We start from the raw sequence: 17,096 nt of genomic DNA on the forward strand, positions 1-17,096 counted from the left end.
CGCGGCGGTGTCAGCGCGCCGGGCCCTCCGCGTCGGCGGGGCGACCCGCGTCGTCGGGCCCGGGGTCGCCCGTGTCGGCGAGCTCGACGCCGCCGGTGGCACCCGGCTCGCCGTGCCGGTCCGCGTCGTCGTGCTCGCCCGTGTCCTCGCGCTCCGCCGCCTCCTGGTCGCGCGTGAGCTCGTCGACGACGAGCAGGTCCGTGCGGACCTTGCCCGTGCGGTAGCCCGCGCGGCCGACCATGTGCGCCGCGACGGGCGACGTGAGGAGCTGGAACACGACGACGAGGAACAGCGTCGCGACGGCGCCCCACGAGCGCAGCCGCAGGCTCAGGCCGGCGAGCACGAGGATCAGCCCGAGCACCTGGGGCTTGGTCGCCGCGTGCATGCGCGCCAGCAGGTCGGGGAACCGCACGACGCCCACGCCCGCGGCGAACGCGAGGAACGCGCCGCACAGGAGGAAGACTGCGGACACGACGTCGGCGATCGTGTCCCAGAGACCGGTGGTCGGGTCCATCAGCGCACCTCCCCCTCGGGCGCGCCGCCGTGGTGCTCGGCGTCGACCGCCGAGTCCCGGTCGGACTCCTCGGCCTCGCGGCGGGCGGCGTCCTCGGCGGCGATCTCCTCGGCCGTGCGGATGCGGCCCTCGTCCTCGGGCTCGACCGACGCGAACCGCGCGATCGTCACCGAGCCCACGAACCCGACGAGCGAGAGCACGACGAGGATCGGGATGGTGTCCGTGCGCCGGGAGAACGCGGCCTCGAGCGCGATCGCCCCGACGAGCGTCGTCGTGAAGACGTCGAGCGCGATCGTCCGGTCGAGCATCGACGGCCCGCGCTCGGCGCGCGCGACGGCGAAGGTGGCCCCCGCGGCGAGCAGCACGGCGCTCACCACGACGATCACGAGGTAGACGGTGTCGCTCATGCCTCGGCCACCTCTCGCGCGGACGGGACGTCGTACAGGCCGGCGGCCCGCAGCTCGTCGTTCGACGCGAACGCGTGCAGCACGCGCGCCTCGAGCGCGAGCGTGTCCTCGCGGACCTTCTCCACGCCGCCCGCGGTCTCGACGTCGAGCACGTGCAGGTAGAGCATCCCGGTGAGGCGGTGCGCCTCGACGACGATCGAGCCGGGCACGAGCGACGACAGCTCGGCCGTGATGGTCAGGTAGATGTCGGACGGGTTCCGCAGCCGCACGCCCACCACCGCGCCGCGCGGCGTGTGCCGCGGGTTCAGCGCGAGCAGGCTGACCTGGAAGGACGCGACGACGAGGTCGGAGACGAAGCGCCCGACGAGCACGAGGAACGGCCACGGCCGGAACTTCCCGCGCGCCGCGATCGACGGCAGCGGGAAGAACGTGATGACGGCGAACCCGATGAGGACGCCCGCGAGCACGTTGCCCACGGACAGGTCGCCCCAGAGCATGACCCAGACGATCGTCAGCCACAGGACGGTGCGCCACTGCGTGGTGACGCGGGCGAACCAGCCGGAGGCGAGCGCGCGGCGGCGGCGGTGCAGGCTCATCCGTCCGCACCTCCGCCCGTGCCGGCCGGTTCGGTGCCGGCAGGTTCAGTACCGGCGGGTTCCGTGCCGTCGCTCTCGCCCGTCGCGACCTCGTTCGACTCGCCCTGGCCCCGGTCGGAGTCGCCGGGGAACACGGCGTCGACGTACGTGTGGCCGTCGAGCAGCGTCGCGGCGGCGCGCTCGGTGTACGAGTAGAGCGGGCCCGCGACCACGGTGAGCGCGAGGCCGAACGCGACGAGCGCCGTCGCCGGGCCGACCATGCCGCGCGGCAGGCGCGCGTCCGCGGGGATCTCGACGGGCGCCGTCTGCCAGAAGGCCTTGTTCCACGCCTTGACGATCGCGTACAGCGTGAGCAGCGACGTCACGACGGACCCCACGACGAGCGCCCACGTGAGCGGCGTGCCCTGGGCGACGCCCTCCTCGAGGAGGCCGACCTTGCCGAGGAAGCCCGACAGCGGCGGGATGCCCGCGAGGTTCATCGCCGGGATGAAGAACAGGATGGCCAGCCCGGGCGCGAGCTTGGCGAGGCCGCCGAGGCGGTCGAGCGACGTCGACCCGCCGCGGCGTTCCACGAGGCCGACGACGAGGAACAGCGTCGTCTGCACCGTGATGTGGTGCACCACGTAGAAGATCGCGGCCGCCATGCCCGGCTCGGACGCGAGCGCGATGCCGAAGATCATGTAGCCGATGTGGCTCACGAGCGTGAACGACAGCAGTCGCTTGATGTCGTTCTGCGCGACGGCGCCGAGGATGCCGACGACCATGGTCAGCAGCGCGAGCCACATGAGGACGTCGTCGACGACGCTGTCCTCGGGGAAGAGCAGCGTCTGCGTGCGGATGATCGCGTAGACGCCCACCTTGGTGAGCAGGCCCGCGAAGACCGCGGTGACGGGGGCGGGCGCCGTCGGGTACGAGTCGGGCAGCCAGGCGGACAGGGGGAAGATCGCCGCCTTGATGCCGAACGCGAGCAGCAGCAGGAGCTGGATCGCGAGCGCCGTGCCCGGGTCGATCTCCGCGTACCGCTCCGAGAGCTGGGCGAGGTTGACCGTGCCGGTCGCGGCGTAGGTGAGCGCGATCGCGACGAGGAAGACGATCGAGGAGAGCAGCGCCACGACCACGTAGATCGACCCGGCGCGGATGCGCTCGCCCGTGCCGCCGAGCGTGAGGAGCACGTAGCTCGCGGCGAGGAAGATCTCGAACCCGACGTAGAGGTTGAACAGGTCGCCCGAGAGGAACGCGTTGAACACGCCCGCCGCGAGCACCATGAACGTCGGGTGGTAGATGGCGACCGGCGCCTCCTCGTCGCCGTCCGCCACGCCCTGCGCGAGGGAGTACAGCAGGACGCACAGCATGACGAAGCTCGACACCACGAGCATGAGCGACGAGAGCCGGTCCGCGACGAGGTCGATCCCGACCGGCGCCGCCCAGCCGCCGACGTCGACGACGATCGGCCCCGAGTCGGCCGCGACCAGGAGGCCGACGGACGCCGCGAGGACGAGCGCGAGCGCGGCGACGGTGATGATGCGCTGGGCGCGCGGGTGGCGCCAGAGCGCGAGCGCGAGGCCGGCCGCGACGAGCGGCAGGACGACGGGGAGCGGGACGAGGGCCGCGGCGGTGAGGCTCATCGCGGCTCCTTCCCGTCGGTCCGTCGGTCGTCAGGTCGTGCGTCGTCGTCCCGGGCGTCGGAGCCGCCGGTGCGGCCGTCCGTGGCGTCCCCGGCGTCCTGCCCGGCCGGGCCCGACGGCGGTTCCTCGCCGTCCGTGACGCCGTCGCCGTCGCCGTCGGTCTCGTCGCGGACCTGGGCGGCCTCGTCGTCCAGGGTGGCGCCGCTCTCCTCCGTGTCCGCGTCCTCGAACGCGGGCGCGTTGCGCGCGGCGTGCCGCGCGACGCGGCGGTCCTCGAGGTCGTCCTGCACCTCGTCGTGGCCGTGGAGCTGCCACGAGCGGTAGGCCATCGCGAGCACGAACGCCGTGATGCCGAGCGTGATGACGATGGCCGTGAGGACCATCGCCTGGACGAGCGGGTCGCTCATGTCCTCCTCGGGCGTCGTGCCGATGAGCGGCGCGCCCCCGGCGCGCCCGCCCGCGACGAGGAAGAGCAGGTTGGCGCCGTTCCCCATGAGGATGAACCCGAGCAGGACGCGGGTCAGGCTTCGCTCGAGGAGCAGGTAGACGCCCGCGGCGAACAGCACGCCGATCGCGAGGACGAGGACGACGCTGGGCGTCATGTCGATGACGTTCACCGGCGGCCACCTCCGATCGAGTCGGGCTCCATGGCCTCGAACGGCCCCGTGTCCTCGCCGGGCTCGCGGCCCGCGGCGGCGCGTTCCGCGTGCCGGTCGATCTCGGCGCCGAGCGTGCGCAGGATGTCGAGGACGAGACCCACGACGACGAGGAACACGCCGACGTCGAAGAACAGCGACGTCACGAGGTGGATCTCCCCGACGAGCGGGAGCGCGAGGTCGTAGGCCTCGCTGCCGAGCACGTTGCCGGTGAGCAGGAACGCGACGAGCCCCACGCCCGCGGACAGGAACAGGCCCGTCCCGAGGAGCAGACCGGGGTGGACGGGCGCGGCCTCGCCGAGCTCGTACCGCCCGCCCGCGAGGTAGCGCACGATGAGCGCGATGCCGACGACGAGCCCCGCCGCGAACCCGCCGCCCGGCGCGTTGTGGCCGGAGAACAGCAGGAAGAGCGCGAAGACGATCATGGCGTGGAACAGCACGCGCGTGACGACCTCGAAGATCACCGAGCGGCGTTGGGGCGCGAGGGTGCGCCCGGCGCTCAGCCACACGAGCATGCGCGGCTGGTCCTTCTCCGTGACCCCGCGGCGGCGCAGCGCGGCACCCGGGTCGTCGGTGTCGCTCCAGACGCCGGAGCCGGTGGCCGTGGTCGCGGGCCGGGCCCCCGACGCGCGCAGGATCTCGCCGCTGCGCGAGCGCAGGAACACGAGCGACGCGACGCCCGTCGCGGCGGCCAGGAGGACGGAGATCTCGCCCATCGTGTCCCACGCGCGGATGTCCACGAGGGTCACGTTGACGATGTTCTTGCCGTGCCCGAACTCGTAGGCCTCGGCCGGGAAGTCCACCGAGATGGGCGTCGCGACGCGCGCGAGCGGCGCGACGAGCGCGAAGCCCATCATGACGACGGCCACCGCGAGGCCGATCCCCAGGCGGACCCACCGGCTCGCCGCGAGCGGCCGGTTCGAGAAGTACGCGGGCAGGCGCCGCAGCACGAGCACCATGACGACGAGCGTGATCGTCTCGACGAGGACCTGCGTGAGCGCGAGGTCGGGCGCGCCGTGCAGGAGGAAGAGGACGGCGTTGCCGTACCCCGCGATCCCGACGAGGATCACGGCCTTGAGCCGGCGGCGCGAGCGCGCGGCGAGCACCGAGGCGATGCAGATCGCGGCGACGGCGACGAGCTGCGCGGGACGGTCCCATGCCCGGAGCTGCTCGGGCCACGCGGTCTGCGCGACCATGACGACGCCCGGGCCGAGCACGAGGACCACGAGGATCGCGCCGAGGTAGAACGGGAGCGAACCACGCTGCGTGACGGCCGTGACGTCGGCGGCCAGGTCGTCGAGCTTGCGCATGACCTTGCGGTACGTGACGTCGGCCTCGGGCCCCGTCCACAGCGACGCCTGGAACCGCTCGACGCGCGACCGCTGCCAGAACAGCACGACGCCGACCGCGAGCACGAGGACGGTCAGGGCGAGCGCGGGCGTGAAGCCGGCCCACAGGACGAGGTGCCCGGGCTCGCCGACGGGGTACGTGTCGGCGTAGGGGGCGAGGAGGTCCTCACCGAAGTGCGGCACGAGCGCCGTCGCGAGGCCGAGGACCGCGAGCACGACGGCCGGGCCCACGAGCAGGAACGGCTGGCGGTGGATGCGCGCCGGGTCGATCGGCGGCTCCTCGGCCTCGACAGCCGGGCGGCGCGCGGCGCCGGCGCCCCACGCCTTCTCGTGCGCGTTGGCGCGCGCGGGCGACCGGCCGAGGTGCGGCTTGGACGCGAACGCGCCCCACCAGAAGCGCAGGCCGTACGCGACCGTGAACATCGAGCCGACGACGACCGACCACAGCACGACCGTGTCGACCCACACAGGCCCCTCGCCGTGCAGGAGCGACTCGAGCGCCGCCTCCTTCGCGACGTACCCGGCGAACGGCGGCAGCCCGATCATCGACGCGGTGGCGAGCCCGCCCGCGACCGCGGTCCACGGCAGGGCCTTGCCCACGCCCGTGAGGCGGCGCAGGTCGCGCGTGCCGGCCGCGGCGTCGACCACGCCGACGACGAGGAACAGCGAGGCCTTGAACATCGCGTGCGCGCCGATCATCGCGAGCCCGGCGAGCGCGGCCCCGCGCGTCCCGAGGCCCACGAGCAGGATGATGAGGCCGAGCTGGCTCACGGTGCCGAACGCGAGGACGAGCTTGAGGTCGTACTGCCGCAGCGCGCGGTAGCCGCCCACGAGCAGGGTGCCCGCGCCGAGCACGACGACGAGCGTGCGCCAGACCGTCGTGTCCGAGTAGGCGGGCGCGAAGCGCGCGACGAGGTAGACACCGGCCTTGACCATCGCGGCCGCGTGCAGGTAGGCGCTCACGGGCGTGGGCGCCGCCATCGCGGCGGGGAGCCAGAAGTGCAGCGGGATGAGCGCGGACTTGCTCGCCGCGCCCACGAGGAGGCAGACGATCGCGGCGGTCACGGCGCCGCCCGTCGGGGGGTCCGCGATGATCTCGGACATGCGGAACGTCCCGCCCTGGACGCCGAGGATCACGACCCCCACGAGCATGGCGAGGCCGCCCGCGGTGGTGAGGATGATCGCCTGCATGGCGGCACGACGGCTCGCCTTGCGGTCGGCGTAGTGGCCGATCAGCAGGTACGAGAAGACGGTCGTGAGCTCCCAGAACACGAACAGGAGCAGCATGTCGTCCGCGGTGACGAGCCCGACCATCGCTCCCGCGAACGCGGTGAGGACGCCGCCGAACCGCCGCAGGCCCTGCGCGGTGGGCGAGAAGTAGGCCGAGCAGTAGACGAGGACGAGGGCGCCCACGCCGCCGACGAGCAGCAGCATGAGCCACGACAGCGTGTCCATGCGGAAGGCGAGCTCGAGCCCCAGCCCGGGCACCCACTCGATGACCTGCGTCGGGTGCTCCCCCGACATCACGCGGTCGGTCCAGGCGAGCGCGTAGGCCGCCGCGGACGCCGGCGCGAGCGCCATGACGAGGAACGCCCGGCGGCCGAGGAACGAGACGAGTGCAGGCGCGCCCAGTGCCATCACGAGATGGGCAAGGAGCACGTAGAGCACGGGCCGCTCCGTCCGGGTCGGGGGCGGGTGGGCGAAGTTCTTGCTGGACTTGTCATCGCCGCGCCCGGGCGGGGGGAAGCCGCAGGGCACGACAGTTCACGGCGCCGACGAGGCCGGGCCGAGAACCATTTTACCGACTCCTCAGCCGTGCGGGGCGCCCGTAGCCCCGTCCGTGACCGATTCCTCAGTCGGCCGTCACAGATCCTCGGGGTCCACGAGGAACTCCGCCTCGTCCGCGATCTCCCCGCCGACCGCCTGGTGCAGCGTGCGCGTGACCTGCGTGACCACCTCCGCGGCGCGCTTGCGCGCGATCTGGTGGTCGAGCGACGGCTGCTCCCGCTGGGACTCCGCGAGGTCCTGCGGCTCCCAGCGCACGCGGTAGCTCACCGCCCCGCCCACCGTCCACGGCAGCCCGCGCAGCAGGAGGGGCAGCGCCTCCTCGCCGCCGACCTCGACCGCGACGAGCCCGTCCATGCCCAGGTCGACGAGGAGGCCGTACCCGTCGAGCACCGCACCGGCGGTCAGCGCCTTGATGTCGACGTCGTCCGCCGCGGCGTGCAGCGCGCGCCGCAGCTCGGGGTCCATCTTCTCGCCCGGGTAGAGCGGCAGCTCCGCGATGCCCTTCGGCGGCCCCTCGTACGGCTTGCCCTCCGTCGCGAGCCGCGTGCGGGGGTGGAGCCGGCCGACGAGCGCGAGCGCGGCGTGCGGGTCGAGCCACACGTCCGAGTACAGCGTCATGTCGACCGCGACGCCCGGGTCCGGCGTGAGGACGACGCCCGCCCCCGCCGGGTTGCCGACGTCGGTCCGGACCGACCCGCCGAGGCGGCGCGCCGCCGCGACGAGGAACGCGACCACGCGCTCCTCCTCCCGGACCGGCAGGCCGCCGGGGAACGCGCGCCCGACGCCGTCCCGGTCCCCGCCGCCCGGGTAGGGGACGTCCCCGCGCTCGCGGGGGCAGACGACGTCGAACACGAGCGCGGTGCCCGGGACGCCGGAGCCGGGGCCCGCGTACGGGCCGGTGAGCGTCGTGTGGCGCGACGTGCGCAGGACCCCCGGCTCGCCCGGCCGCGCGGTGCGCGCGGGCGGCACGAGGGGCTCGGTGCCCTCCGGCGCGACGTCCCAGCGCGCCCCCGCGAACCGCGAGAGCGCGAGCGTCTCGACCTCGTCCACGAGGACGTCGGCGGGCAGCCCCAGCACGTGCCGCGCCTGGTAGGACTGCGCAGCGCCGGGCCCGGCGGGGTGCGGCAGCGGCGGGAGCGGGCTCATGCGGTGCGGTCCTCCGGTCCTCGGGTCCTGCGGGGTCGAGCGGCGTCCGACGCGGCGGGCCGCGCTCAGACGTCGGTGCGGTGGAAGTTCTGCCACGAGCGGGAGGCCGTCGGGCCGCGCTGGCCCTGGTAGCGGGAGCCGTAGACGCTGGAGCCGTACGGGTTGTCGGCGGGCGAGGACAGCCGGAAGAAGCACAGCTGGCCGATCTTCATGCCCGGCCACAGCGTGATCGGCAGCGTCGCCACGTTGCTCAGCTCGAGCGTCACGTGCCCGGAGAAGCCCGGGTCGATGAACCCCGCCGTGGAGTGCGTGAGGAGGCCCAGACGGCCCAGGCTCGACTTGCCCTCGAGGCGCGCCGCCACGTCGTCGGGCAGGGTGACCGTCTCGAACGTGGACCCGAGCACGAACTCCCCGGGGTGGAGCACGAACGGCTCGGCCGGGTCGACCTCGACGAGCCGCGTGAGGTCGGGCTGGTCCTGCGACGGGTCGATGAACGGGTACTTGTGGTTGTCGAACAGCCGGAAGAACCGGTCGAGGCGCACGTCGATGCTCGACGGCTGGAGCATCGCCGGGTCGTACGGCTCGAGCTGGACGCGGCCGGCGTCGAGCTCGGCCCGGATGTCGCGGTCGGAGAGCAGCACGGGCCCACGCTAGCCGACGCCGGAGCGTGCCCGGACCGGGCTCCGCACCGTGGATCGGTGCCCTGGACCGGCGCCCCGACCGGGCCCTGGGTCAGCGCGGGCCGAGCGCCGTCGCGCGCGGGGCCGCGCCGGCTCGTCGTCGAGGCGGCGCGGCCCCCGCCCGCGGACGGGAGGTCAGGCGCGCAGCGGGCGGCCCGTCGAGTCCACGGAGTAGTAGCCCGTCTTCGAGGTCAGGTAGAGGATGCCCTCGACCAGGCCCCAGATCGCGATGACCGGCGCCGCGAACCCGAAGGACAGCACCGACACGAGCAGCATCGTCAGGCCGATGCCGGTGTACCCGAGGTAGAAGCGGTGGATGCCGAGGCTGCCGACGAGGATGCCCAGCAGGCCCGCCGCGAGACGCGACTTCGCCTGGGGGTCGTACGCCGGGTCGTAGCCGGGCTGACCGTACGCGCCGGGCTGGCCGTAGGCGCCCGGCTGCGCGTAGCCCGGCTGCTGGGCGTAGCCCTGCTGCGGGGCGGAGCCGTAGCCCTGCTCGGGCGCCTGCTGGCCGTAGCCGGGGGCGCTCGGCGTCCCGTACGCCTGCTGGCCGTACGCGTCACCGGCCCCGGGCTGCTGGCCGTAGCCCGGCGTCGGGCCCGACGGCGTGGCGGAGCCGCCGTAGACCGGGTCACCCGGACCGGGGGTCCCCTGCGACGGGTCGGGCTGCTGCTGGTACGGGTTCTCGGACAAGGCGGCTCCTCGGGCGGCGCGCCGCTCGTCGGCGCGGGACTGGTCGTGGTGCGGGCGGTTCTGGCATCACCGGCGTCGTCCGCTATGATCGGGTCGCGCGCTGGTTCGCCGAGGATCCTCCCAGAGGGCCCGGGGCGGACGCCACCGGCGCCGCGCGGGTGTAGTTCAATGGTAGAACTTCAGCTTCCCAAGCTGATAGCGCGGGTTCGATTCCCGTCACCCGCTCAGCCTGCGAGAGCCCCGCACCGGTCCGGTGCGGGGCTCTCGTCGTCGTGGGCCACAGGCCCGACGCGCTTCGTCACGGCCACGCCGCCAGCAGATCGCCTGCCGTCCACACCCGGGACAGGCGCAGATCGCCCTCGGGGGCGACGTCACGCGCGGCGAAGGGCGTGCGGGCGTGCCACGGGACGCTCCCGACGAACACGGAACCCCCATCAAGAGAACAACTCTTGATGGGGGTGTCGTCGCCGAGCCCGAGGTCGCGCGCCACGGCGACGGTGACGTGGCGCGCGACCCCGGCCTCGACGGTCCGAGGCCCGGGCGTCAGCCCAGGATGCTGCCCGCGGCCTTGGCCGAGGCGGCGAGGGAGCCGGTGAGCGGCAGGTCGGGCAGGATCACGGCCTGCGCCGCGTGGTAGACGTCGGGCTTGCCGACCCACGTGACGCCGTCGGGCCGGTTGGCGGTGTCGAGCTCGTGGTGCCACGACCCGCGCTCGTGGTCGACGAGGTGCTCGTCGATCCACTCCCACCAGCCCGCGGCGGCCTCGGCGAACCGAGGGTCGCCCGTGACGCGGCCCAGCACGTCGGCGGCCGCGACGGCCTCCGCGGCGACCCAGTGGTAGCGCCGGGGCTCGACCGGCGCGCCCGACCAGTCGACCGTGTACACGAAGCCGCCGTCGTGCTCGCCGTCCCAGCCGTCCGCGACGGCCCGGTCGAAGAGGGCGACCGCCGCGTCGGTGCGGGCGCCGGGCGTCCCGGCCGCGACGTCGACCTGGAGCAGCAGGCGCGCCCACTCCAGGCCGTGGCCCGGCGTCGACCCGTAGGGCTTGAAGGGGTCGCGGGGGCGGTCCGCGTTGTAGTCCGGCAGGGGGTTCCAGCCGGCGTCGAAGTGCTCGGGGATGCGCCAGTCGTTCTCGCGCGCCCACCCCACGACGCGGTCCGCGACCGACGCCGCGCGCGCGAGCCACTCGGGGTCGCCCGTCGCGTCGTGCGCGGCGAGGAGCGCCTCGACGGAGTGCATGTTCGCGTTGACGCCGCGGTACTCGTCGAGCACGGTCCAGTCGCGCGACCACTCGTCGGCGTGCATCCGCGGCCCGGGCTCCCAGAACCGCTCGTCGAGCACGGCGAGCGCCGCGTCGAGCAGCTCGCGCGCGCCCTCGCGGCCCGCGATCGTGCCCGACGCCGCGGCGAGCACCACGAACGCGTGCGCGTAGGCGCTCTTCGTCCCGTCCACCGGGACGGCCTCGCCCGCCGCCGGGTCGTGGCCGTCGCCCGGGCGCCGCGCGGGGCCGCGCGACGAGACCCAGCCACCGTTCTCGGCGTCGACGAGCACCGCCCGCAGCCCGTGGAGCGCGGCGTCGGCCCGCTCCCCCGCGCCCGGCACGCCGAGGAGCGACGCGAACGCGTACACGTGCGCCATGCGCGACGTGATCCACGTGTGCACCGGCTGCGACAGGTCGGGGCGCCCGTCGTCGTCGAGCCACTGCGCGGCGCCGTCCGCGCGCAGCGACGCCTCGCCGAAGCGCAGCAGGTCGGCGAGCTGCTCGCGACGCCAGCGCCGCAGGTCGGTCGCTGGCGTGGGCTGCTCGGTCGGGTGCTCGGTCATCTCTCGGTCCTTCTCGTGCTGGGTGCGGGGCGCCGCCGGGCGCGGTGCCCGTACGGCGCGGTGCCCCGGGACGATCATCCCGGGGCACCGCCGGTGGTGCATGCCTGCCTCACCCCGGTCGGACGCGGGGCGGGGCGGGCTCAGGGGTTCAGCCGCAGGTCACGGCGGCGTAGTCGGCCTGGATCGACGCCGTCACCTCCTCGTCGCCGGTGCCGCGCGTCGCCTCGACGGTGACGGTGCCGGCCTCGACCGCCGTGGCCCGCGTCGCGAACGACTGGTAGGCGTTGGCGCCCGGCGCGACTGCCGCGACCTCCTTGGTGCCGAACGGCGTGACGAGCCGGATCGCGAGCGGCACGTCCTCGCCGTTCTCGGCGCGGACCGCGACGTACGCCTTGCCGGCGAGGCAGCGGGTGCTCACCGTGACGTCGACGGCGAGCGCCGGCTCCGCCTCGGTCACGATCACGGGGACCTCGACCACCCGGCTGGTCCAGCCGTCGTCGACCACGACGTACGCCGTGTACGTCCCGGCCGCCGTGTAGGCGTGCGAGCCGGAGACCGACCCGTCGGTCACCGTGCCGGCCGCGACGTCGGAGCCGTCGCCCCACGTGACTGCCGCCCGGAGGTCGGTGCCCTCGCGTCCGCCCGCCGCCTGCGCGAGCGCCACGTCCGTGGTCTGCCCGACGGCGAGCGTCACGCCCTCCGCGGCCGTGACCTCGAGCGCGGGGTGCTCGGCGAACGTGCCGTCGTGCGCGACCGCGACCACGTGGATGCGGCCGTCGCGCGAGAGCTCGCCCGGCTGGTCCGGGAGCGTGAGGCTCACGGGCCGCTTGCCCTCGGGGAGGGTGATCGGCGCCGTCGCGAAGAACGCGGCGGGGGTGCCGGTCTGCGGGCTGCCGCCACGCAGGCGGTTGTCCGTCACGGCGACGGGGATGTTGCCGAACACCGGGTTGCGCGCCGCGCCCGACCAGTCGCCGAAGCTCAGGTCGATGGGCTGCGACGAGCCGTCGTCGAAGGTCAGCGTGCCGGTGGCCTGCTGGTTCTTCTCCGTGCCCGTGCCGATCACCGAGAGCTGCTCCGCGTCCGCGGGGACGTCGAGCTCGATGGTCTGCCCGTCGCCCGTGGCGTTGTCCGGCTGCCCGGCGGGGACCGCCGGGACGTCGAACGCGAGGTCCGTGCCCGGCACCGTCGCGCGCTCGCCCTGGACGAAGCCCTTCGCCGCGAGCTGCGCCCGGTCGAAGAACACGCCCTGGCCGTCGCACGAGCCGACCGTCGTCCCGGCGTCGCCGATGCAGACGTTGTCGTACGCGGCGAGCAGCGAACCCTCGCGCAGGAGCGAGACGCTGACGTACGAGGAGGCCGAGACGGGCTCGATCCCCTCGCCGGAGACCGTGACGGTCACGGGGTAGACGCCGGGTGCGGTCCACGTGTGCGCGGCGTCCACCGCGTACCCGCCGAACGCGCCCGCCCGCAGCGTCCCGGCGACCGGCTCGGAGCCGTCGCCGAACGCGACCTGCACGTCGAGCGCCGCGACGTCGCCCTCGACCCCGGTGAGGGTCGCGAACGAGCCCGAGACCTCGCGGCCCGTGACGCCGTCACGGTCCGGCGCGGCCGAGAGGGTGAGCTCCTCGGCCCCCGACTCCTTCGGGTCGGCGAGGAGCTCGACCTCGGCGAGCGACAGCGCGCCGGAGCCCGACGTCGCGGTGACCGTGACCCGGTACCGCGCGAACGCCGTCGGCTCGGCGACCGTGAACGGCCGCGTCTGCAGGGCCCAGCGGAACTGCTCGCCGGACCGCTCGTCGAGCGTCGTCCACGTCTCGCCGTCGTCGGAGCCCTCGAGGGTCCACGCGGACGGCGACGCCGTCCCGCTCGCCCCGGAGGTCAGCGTGTACGACCCGACGGTCGGGCGGATGCCGTTGCCCGCCCACGTGATAGACGGCGTCGTGGTGGCGAACGTCGTGCGCGTGCCGGACGTGTTGTCCGTGAGCGCCGCGGCGCTCGTGGTCGCGTCGCCGTCGGCGACGGTCGTCGTGCCGAGGCCCGCGGTCGTCGCGTCCTGCACCGGCGTCGGGGGCTCGTCGCCCTCGGTGAGCGACGGCGGCGCGTCGTCCTCGCCCGTGCCCCAGTCCGACGGCTCCGGACCCATGACGAAGTCCAGCGTCGCGCCGCCCGAGAGGTCGGCCTGCGAGAGCGACGTCGAGGTGCGGGCCTCGCCGTCCACCGCGAGGGACTGCACGTAGACGTTGTCGACCGAGTTGTTCTCGGCGTTGACGACGAGGTCGCCGTCCGGCAGGTGCACGGTCGCCTTGTCGAACAGCGGCGAGCCGACCGCGTACTGGTCCGAGCCGACCTGGAGCGGGTAGAAGCCGAGCGAGGCGAAGATCCACCACGACGACATCTCGCCGTTGTCCTCGTCGCCCGGGTAGCCCTGGCCGATCTCGCTGCCCACGAAGAGGCGGCGGGTGACCTCGCGGACCTTCTCCTGCGCCTTCGACGGCGCGCCCGCGGCGTCGTAGAGCCATGGGATGTGGTGCGACACCTGGTTGCTCATGCCCCACTGGCCCATGCGGACGTCGCGCGCCTCGCGCTGCTCGTGGATGCCGCCGTTGCCGGCGCCCTTCTCCGGCGTGGAGAAGAACTCGTCGAGCTTGTCCTCGAGGCCCTGCTTGCCGCCGTAGAGGTTGGCGAGGCCCTGGCCGTCCTGCGGGGCGTGGAACGCGAAGTTCCAGCCGTTCGTCTCGGTGTACCCGCCGCCCCAGGCCTCCGGGTCGTACGTCTCGGGGTCGACGGCCCACGTGCCGTCCTCGTGCCGCGGCACGAAGAAGTCGACCTCGGGGTCGAACAGCTCGACGTAGTGCGTGGCCCGCTCGAGGAAGTACGCGGACTCCTCGCGCAGCGTCTCGCGGCGCTCGTCCGGCGTCGCAGGGTCCTCCGCCAGGGCGGCGGCCATCTTGCCGATGCCGAAGTCGTTGACCAGGCCCTCCAGGCCCCACGACACGGACTCGTGCGTGGACTCCGGCGTGAACCCGAGGAACGGCGACGTCTGCAGGCCCTTGCGGCCCACGGCGTTGCTCGGCGGCGCGACGGTCGCGTTGCGCAGCGCGGCGTCGTACGCCTCCAGCGCCGTGCCCGTCGGGAGCGAGCCCTTGAGGTACGCGTCGGCGAACGCCACGTCGGACGACGTGCCCGTCATGAGGTCGGCGTAGCCCGGCGAGGACCAGCGCGCGATCCACCCGCCGTCGCGGTACTGCTGGACGAACCCGTCGACCAGCTCGGCCGCGAGCTCCGGGTAGAGGAGCGAGTACGCCGGCCAGGCCGTGCGGTACGTGTCCCAGAACCCGTTGTTCACGTAGATCTTGCCGTCGACGACCTTCGCGTTGGTCTGCGTGTCCGTCGCGGAGCCCGTGGTCGCGGAGACCGGGCTCGCGTACCTGTACACCGGCTCCTGCGCCGTGCCCGTGTTCTCGAACTGCGAGTTCGGGTACAGGTTGAGGCGGTAGAGGTTGGAGTACAGCGTGACGAGCTGGTCCTCGCTCGCGCCCTCGACCTCGATGACCCCCAGCCGGTCGTTCCACGCCTGCGCGGCAGCGGCCTTGACCTCGGTGAAGGTCTTGCCGGTCACCTCCAGGTCGAGGTTCTTGCGCGCCTGGTCGAGGCTGATGAACGACGTCGCGACGCGCAGCTCGACCGTCTTGTCGGACGACGTGTCGAACGTCGCGAAGCGCGCGTCCGCACGGTTGCCCGCCGCCGTCCCGACCGCCGTCGGACTACGGTCGAAGGTGCCGGCGACGAACATGCGCGTGCGGCCCACGGACAGGCCCGAGCCGTTCTCGACCCAGCCGGAGATCGTGCCCGTGGCCTGGTCGTACGCGAGCTTGGAGGAGCCGTCCACCTTGTCCACGAGCACGTGGCCCTTGGCGCCGGGGTAGCTGAAGCGGAGCACCGCGCCGTGGTCGGTGGGCGTCGCCTCGATCGCGGAGCCGTTGGTGAACGTGACCCCGTAGTAGTCCGGCCGCGCCGTCTCGTCGGCGTGGTCGAACTCGAGGCCGCGCGTCGAGAGCGTGGCGTCGGGCGTCCCCGACGCCGTCGACGGGAGGAACGTCAGCTGGTTGCGGTCGCCCATCCACGGGCTCGGCTCGTGCGAGATCCCGAAGCCCTGGAGGACCGGCTTGTTGTTGGCGTTGTTGGCCTTGTGGTACTCGTACAGCCAGCTCTGCGAGGAGGCGTTCGTGTACGGCGTCCAGAAGTTGAACCCGTTCGGCGTCGCCGTCGCGGGGATGTTGTTCCCGCGCGAGAAGCTGCCCGACGCGAGCGTGCCGCGGCGCGTGTCCACGTAGTTGGCGAGGCTCGACCCGTCGATCGTGGCCGGCTCCGCCGTGATCTCGACGTCGTCGAGCCAGCCCGCGAACTTCGTCCCGGCGTGACCGCCCGGGTTGTCGTACCCGAGCAGCACCTGGTCCACGGTCTTGCCCGCGGCGACGTCGCCGAGGTCGACCCGCACGGAGTTCCACTGGTCGGCGTAGAGGATCTTGCCCTCGCCCTGCGCCTGCGCGGTCGCGACCGTCTCGTGCGCGTCGCGCGCGCCGAGGTCGGACAGGTAGGTCCCGTCGGTGAACAGGACGTCCACCGCCGCGTACGTCGACGGGTACTGCAGGTCGTCGAGCAGCTCGGGGAAGATCGTGTAGCTCAGGCGCGTGTCCTCGCCGACGACGACGTCCACGTCGTCGTAGAGCACGTTCGTCGCATAGGTCTCGCCGTCGGCGAGGTGCGAGCCGTCGTACCGGAGCGAGTGCAGGCCGGAGAACCCGACGCCCGCCTTGTTGGTGAAGTTCACCCGCGGCCCGGTGCCGACCTTCGTCGTCATGGGGGCGGCGGACGGGCCGGCGCTCAGGTCGGCCGAGAGGTCCCACCCGGCGAGCTGGACGATGGAGTCGCCCGAGTTCGCCGTGACGTTGAGGCGCAGGTACGTGTACGCCGCGGTGGGCGCCTCGAGCTCGAACGTGCGCGTCTGCTGGCGGTTCGGGAAGTCCTCGTCCGTCCGCCGGTCGAGCGCGGTCCACGTGGACCCGTCGTTCGAGCCCTCGACCGTCCAGGTCTTCGGGTCGCGACCGGCGGCGTCGTCGCCGGAGGTCATCGTGTACGCGACGAACGAGACGGGCTCGGCGAACTCGTACCGGACCCAGCCGGTCGACGCGAACGCGAGCCACTTGGTGCCCGAGCTGCCGTCGGCGAGGTTCGCCGCGCCCTCGTTGGGCAGGTTCTGCGCGCTCGCGGTGACGCCCTTCAGCTGCCCGAGGACGCTCCCGGGCAGGCCGGCCGTGAACGAGCCGACGTTCGCCTGCCAGGGCGCGCCGTCGCGCTCGGCCACCGTGGTGGGCAGCGCCGCCGGGTCACCGGACTCGAACGACGACGAGAAGTCGCCAGGCTCCGCGGCCGCGGCGGGGGCGGTGGCGAGGGCTCCCGCGGGGGCCGCGAGAGGCACTCCGAGCGGGACGGCGAGAGCGGCGGCGAGCACGAGGCCGAGAGGCCGGGCGCGGCCGCTGCCGGACCGCGCGACCGCGCGTCCGGACGGGAGTGGTCTGGTCATGCCGCGATCTCCTTCGATCGTCTGACAGCGCTGTCAGGCTGCAGGGGTGCCCCTGACAACGCGCAGGGGGGAAGCGTTGTCAGGGGCGACCTGAACCTATGCGTCGGTTCCAGGCTTTGTCAACGCGGTCAGGGCTCTGCCGACAGGGCGCCGACAAGAGGACCCCCTGGCGCAAAAGTCACGCTCAGTGTGACTTTCGCGCCACCCGCTCGACCGCCGAGGAGGTCGTACGCC

Annotated in this window: 11 protein-coding genes and 1 tRNA gene; 1 reads left to right on the forward strand and 11 read right to left on the reverse strand. The window is 73.7% G+C overall.

Features of this window, described 5'->3' with window-relative positions:
* Window positions 1-10: 10 nt before the first annotated feature.
* From mnhG to MT994_RS08015, 9 genes are all read right to left on the reverse strand, one after another.
* Window positions 11-514: a monovalent cation/H(+) antiporter subunit G gene (mnhG, locus tag MT994_RS07975; protein WP_081895835.1), complete on the reverse strand. Its 504-nt coding sequence runs from the start codon at window positions 512-514 to the stop codon at window positions 11-13.
* Window positions 514-921 (reverse strand): monovalent cation/H+ antiporter complex subunit F, encoded by a 408-nt coding sequence (locus MT994_RS07980; protein ID WP_043653007.1) that lies wholly within the window; start codon window positions 919-921, stop codon window positions 514-516. Before MT994_RS07980 ends, mnhG begins: the two co-directional genes overlap by 1 nt.
* Window positions 918-1,517, reverse strand: a complete 600-nt coding sequence (locus tag MT994_RS07985) for a Na+/H+ antiporter subunit E (protein ID WP_021482449.1) — start codon at window positions 1,515-1,517, stop codon at window positions 918-920. The genes MT994_RS07980 and MT994_RS07985 overlap by 4 nt, the downstream gene beginning before the upstream one ends.
* Complete coding sequence (locus MT994_RS07990; RefSeq protein ID WP_194521844.1) at window positions 1,514-3,142, reverse strand: Na+/H+ antiporter subunit D; 1,629 nt, start codon at window positions 3,140-3,142, stop codon at window positions 1,514-1,516. Before MT994_RS07990 ends, MT994_RS07985 begins: the two co-directional genes overlap by 4 nt.
* Window positions 3,139-3,744, reverse strand: coding sequence for a Na(+)/H(+) antiporter subunit C (locus MT994_RS07995; protein ID WP_081599867.1), 606 nt, complete (start codon window positions 3,742-3,744; stop codon window positions 3,139-3,141). The genes MT994_RS07990 and MT994_RS07995 overlap by 4 nt, the downstream gene beginning before the upstream one ends.
* Window positions 3,745-3,755: 11 nt before the next feature.
* A complete protein-coding gene (locus tag MT994_RS08000) occupies window positions 3,756-6,815 on the reverse strand; it encodes a Na+/H+ antiporter subunit A (protein ID WP_354805822.1) in 3,060 nt (1,019 codons plus the stop codon).
* Between the two features lie 195 nt (window positions 6,816-7,010).
* Entirely contained in the window at window positions 7,011-8,081 is a 1,071-nt protein-coding gene (locus tag MT994_RS08005; RefSeq protein ID WP_354805824.1) for a hypothetical protein, read from the reverse strand.
* Between the two features lie 65 nt (window positions 8,082-8,146).
* Window positions 8,147-8,722, reverse strand: coding sequence for a dCTP deaminase (gene dcd / locus MT994_RS08010; protein ID WP_034652708.1), 576 nt, complete (start codon window positions 8,720-8,722; stop codon window positions 8,147-8,149).
* Window positions 8,723-8,896: 174 nt separating this feature from the next.
* A complete protein-coding gene (locus MT994_RS08015) occupies window positions 8,897-9,454 on the reverse strand; it encodes a TM2 domain-containing protein (protein ID WP_354805825.1) in 558 nt (185 codons plus the stop codon).
* Window positions 9,455-9,608: 154 nt separating this feature from the next.
* On the opposite strand from MT994_RS08015, the gene MT994_RS08020 reads away from it, so the two are divergent.
* Window positions 9,609-9,679, forward strand: a tRNA-Gly gene (locus MT994_RS08020).
* Window positions 9,680-9,997: 318 nt separating this feature from the next.
* On the opposite strand, the gene MT994_RS08025 is transcribed toward MT994_RS08020, so the two are convergent.
* Both MT994_RS08025 and MT994_RS08030 read right to left on the reverse strand, forming a co-directional pair.
* Window positions 9,998-11,278: an AGE family epimerase/isomerase gene (locus MT994_RS08025; RefSeq protein WP_354805826.1), complete on the reverse strand. Its 1,281-nt coding sequence runs from the start codon at window positions 11,276-11,278 to the stop codon at window positions 9,998-10,000.
* Between the two features lie 148 nt (window positions 11,279-11,426).
* Window positions 11,427-16,862, reverse strand: a complete 5,436-nt coding sequence (locus MT994_RS08030; RefSeq protein WP_354805827.1) for a GH92 family glycosyl hydrolase — start codon at window positions 16,860-16,862, stop codon at window positions 11,427-11,429.
* Between the last annotated feature and the right edge of the window lie 234 nt (window positions 16,863-17,096).

Source organism: Cellulosimicrobium sp. MI9406, from assembly GCF_040595865.1.
Lineage (GTDB): Bacteria > Actinomycetota > Actinomycetes > Actinomycetales > Cellulomonadaceae > Cellulosimicrobium > Cellulosimicrobium funkei.

Bases quoted from the DNA above. Each gene is read 5' to 3' on its own strand.
- mnhG (WP_081895835.1), bottom strand. From the start codon at position 514: ATGGACCCGACCACCGGTCTCTGGGACACGATCGCCGACGTCGTGTCC.
- MT994_RS07980 (WP_043653007.1), bottom strand. From the start codon at position 921: ATGAGCGACACCGTCTACCTCGTGATCGTCGTGGTGAGCGCCGTGCTG.
- MT994_RS07985 (WP_021482449.1), bottom strand. From the start codon at position 1,517: ATGAGCCTGCACCGCCGCCGCCGCGCGCTCGCCTCCGGCTGGTTCGCC.
- MT994_RS07990 (WP_194521844.1), bottom strand. From the start codon at position 3,142: ATGAGCCTCACCGCCGCGGCCCTCGTCCCGCTCCCCGTCGTCCTGCCG.
- MT994_RS07995 (WP_081599867.1), bottom strand. From the start codon at position 3,744: ATGACGCCCAGCGTCGTCCTCGTCCTCGCGATCGGCGTGCTGTTCGCC.
- MT994_RS08005 (WP_354805824.1), bottom strand. From the start codon at position 8,081: ATGAGCCCGCTCCCGCCGCTGCCGCACCCCGCCGGGCCCGGCGCTGCG.
- MT994_RS08025 (WP_354805826.1), bottom strand. From the start codon at position 11,278: ATGACCGAGCACCCGACCGAGCAGCCCACGCCAGCGACCGACCTGCGG.
- MT994_RS08030 (WP_354805827.1), bottom strand. From the start codon at position 16,862: ATGACCAGACCACTCCCGTCCGGACGCGCGGTCGCGCGGTCCGGCAGC.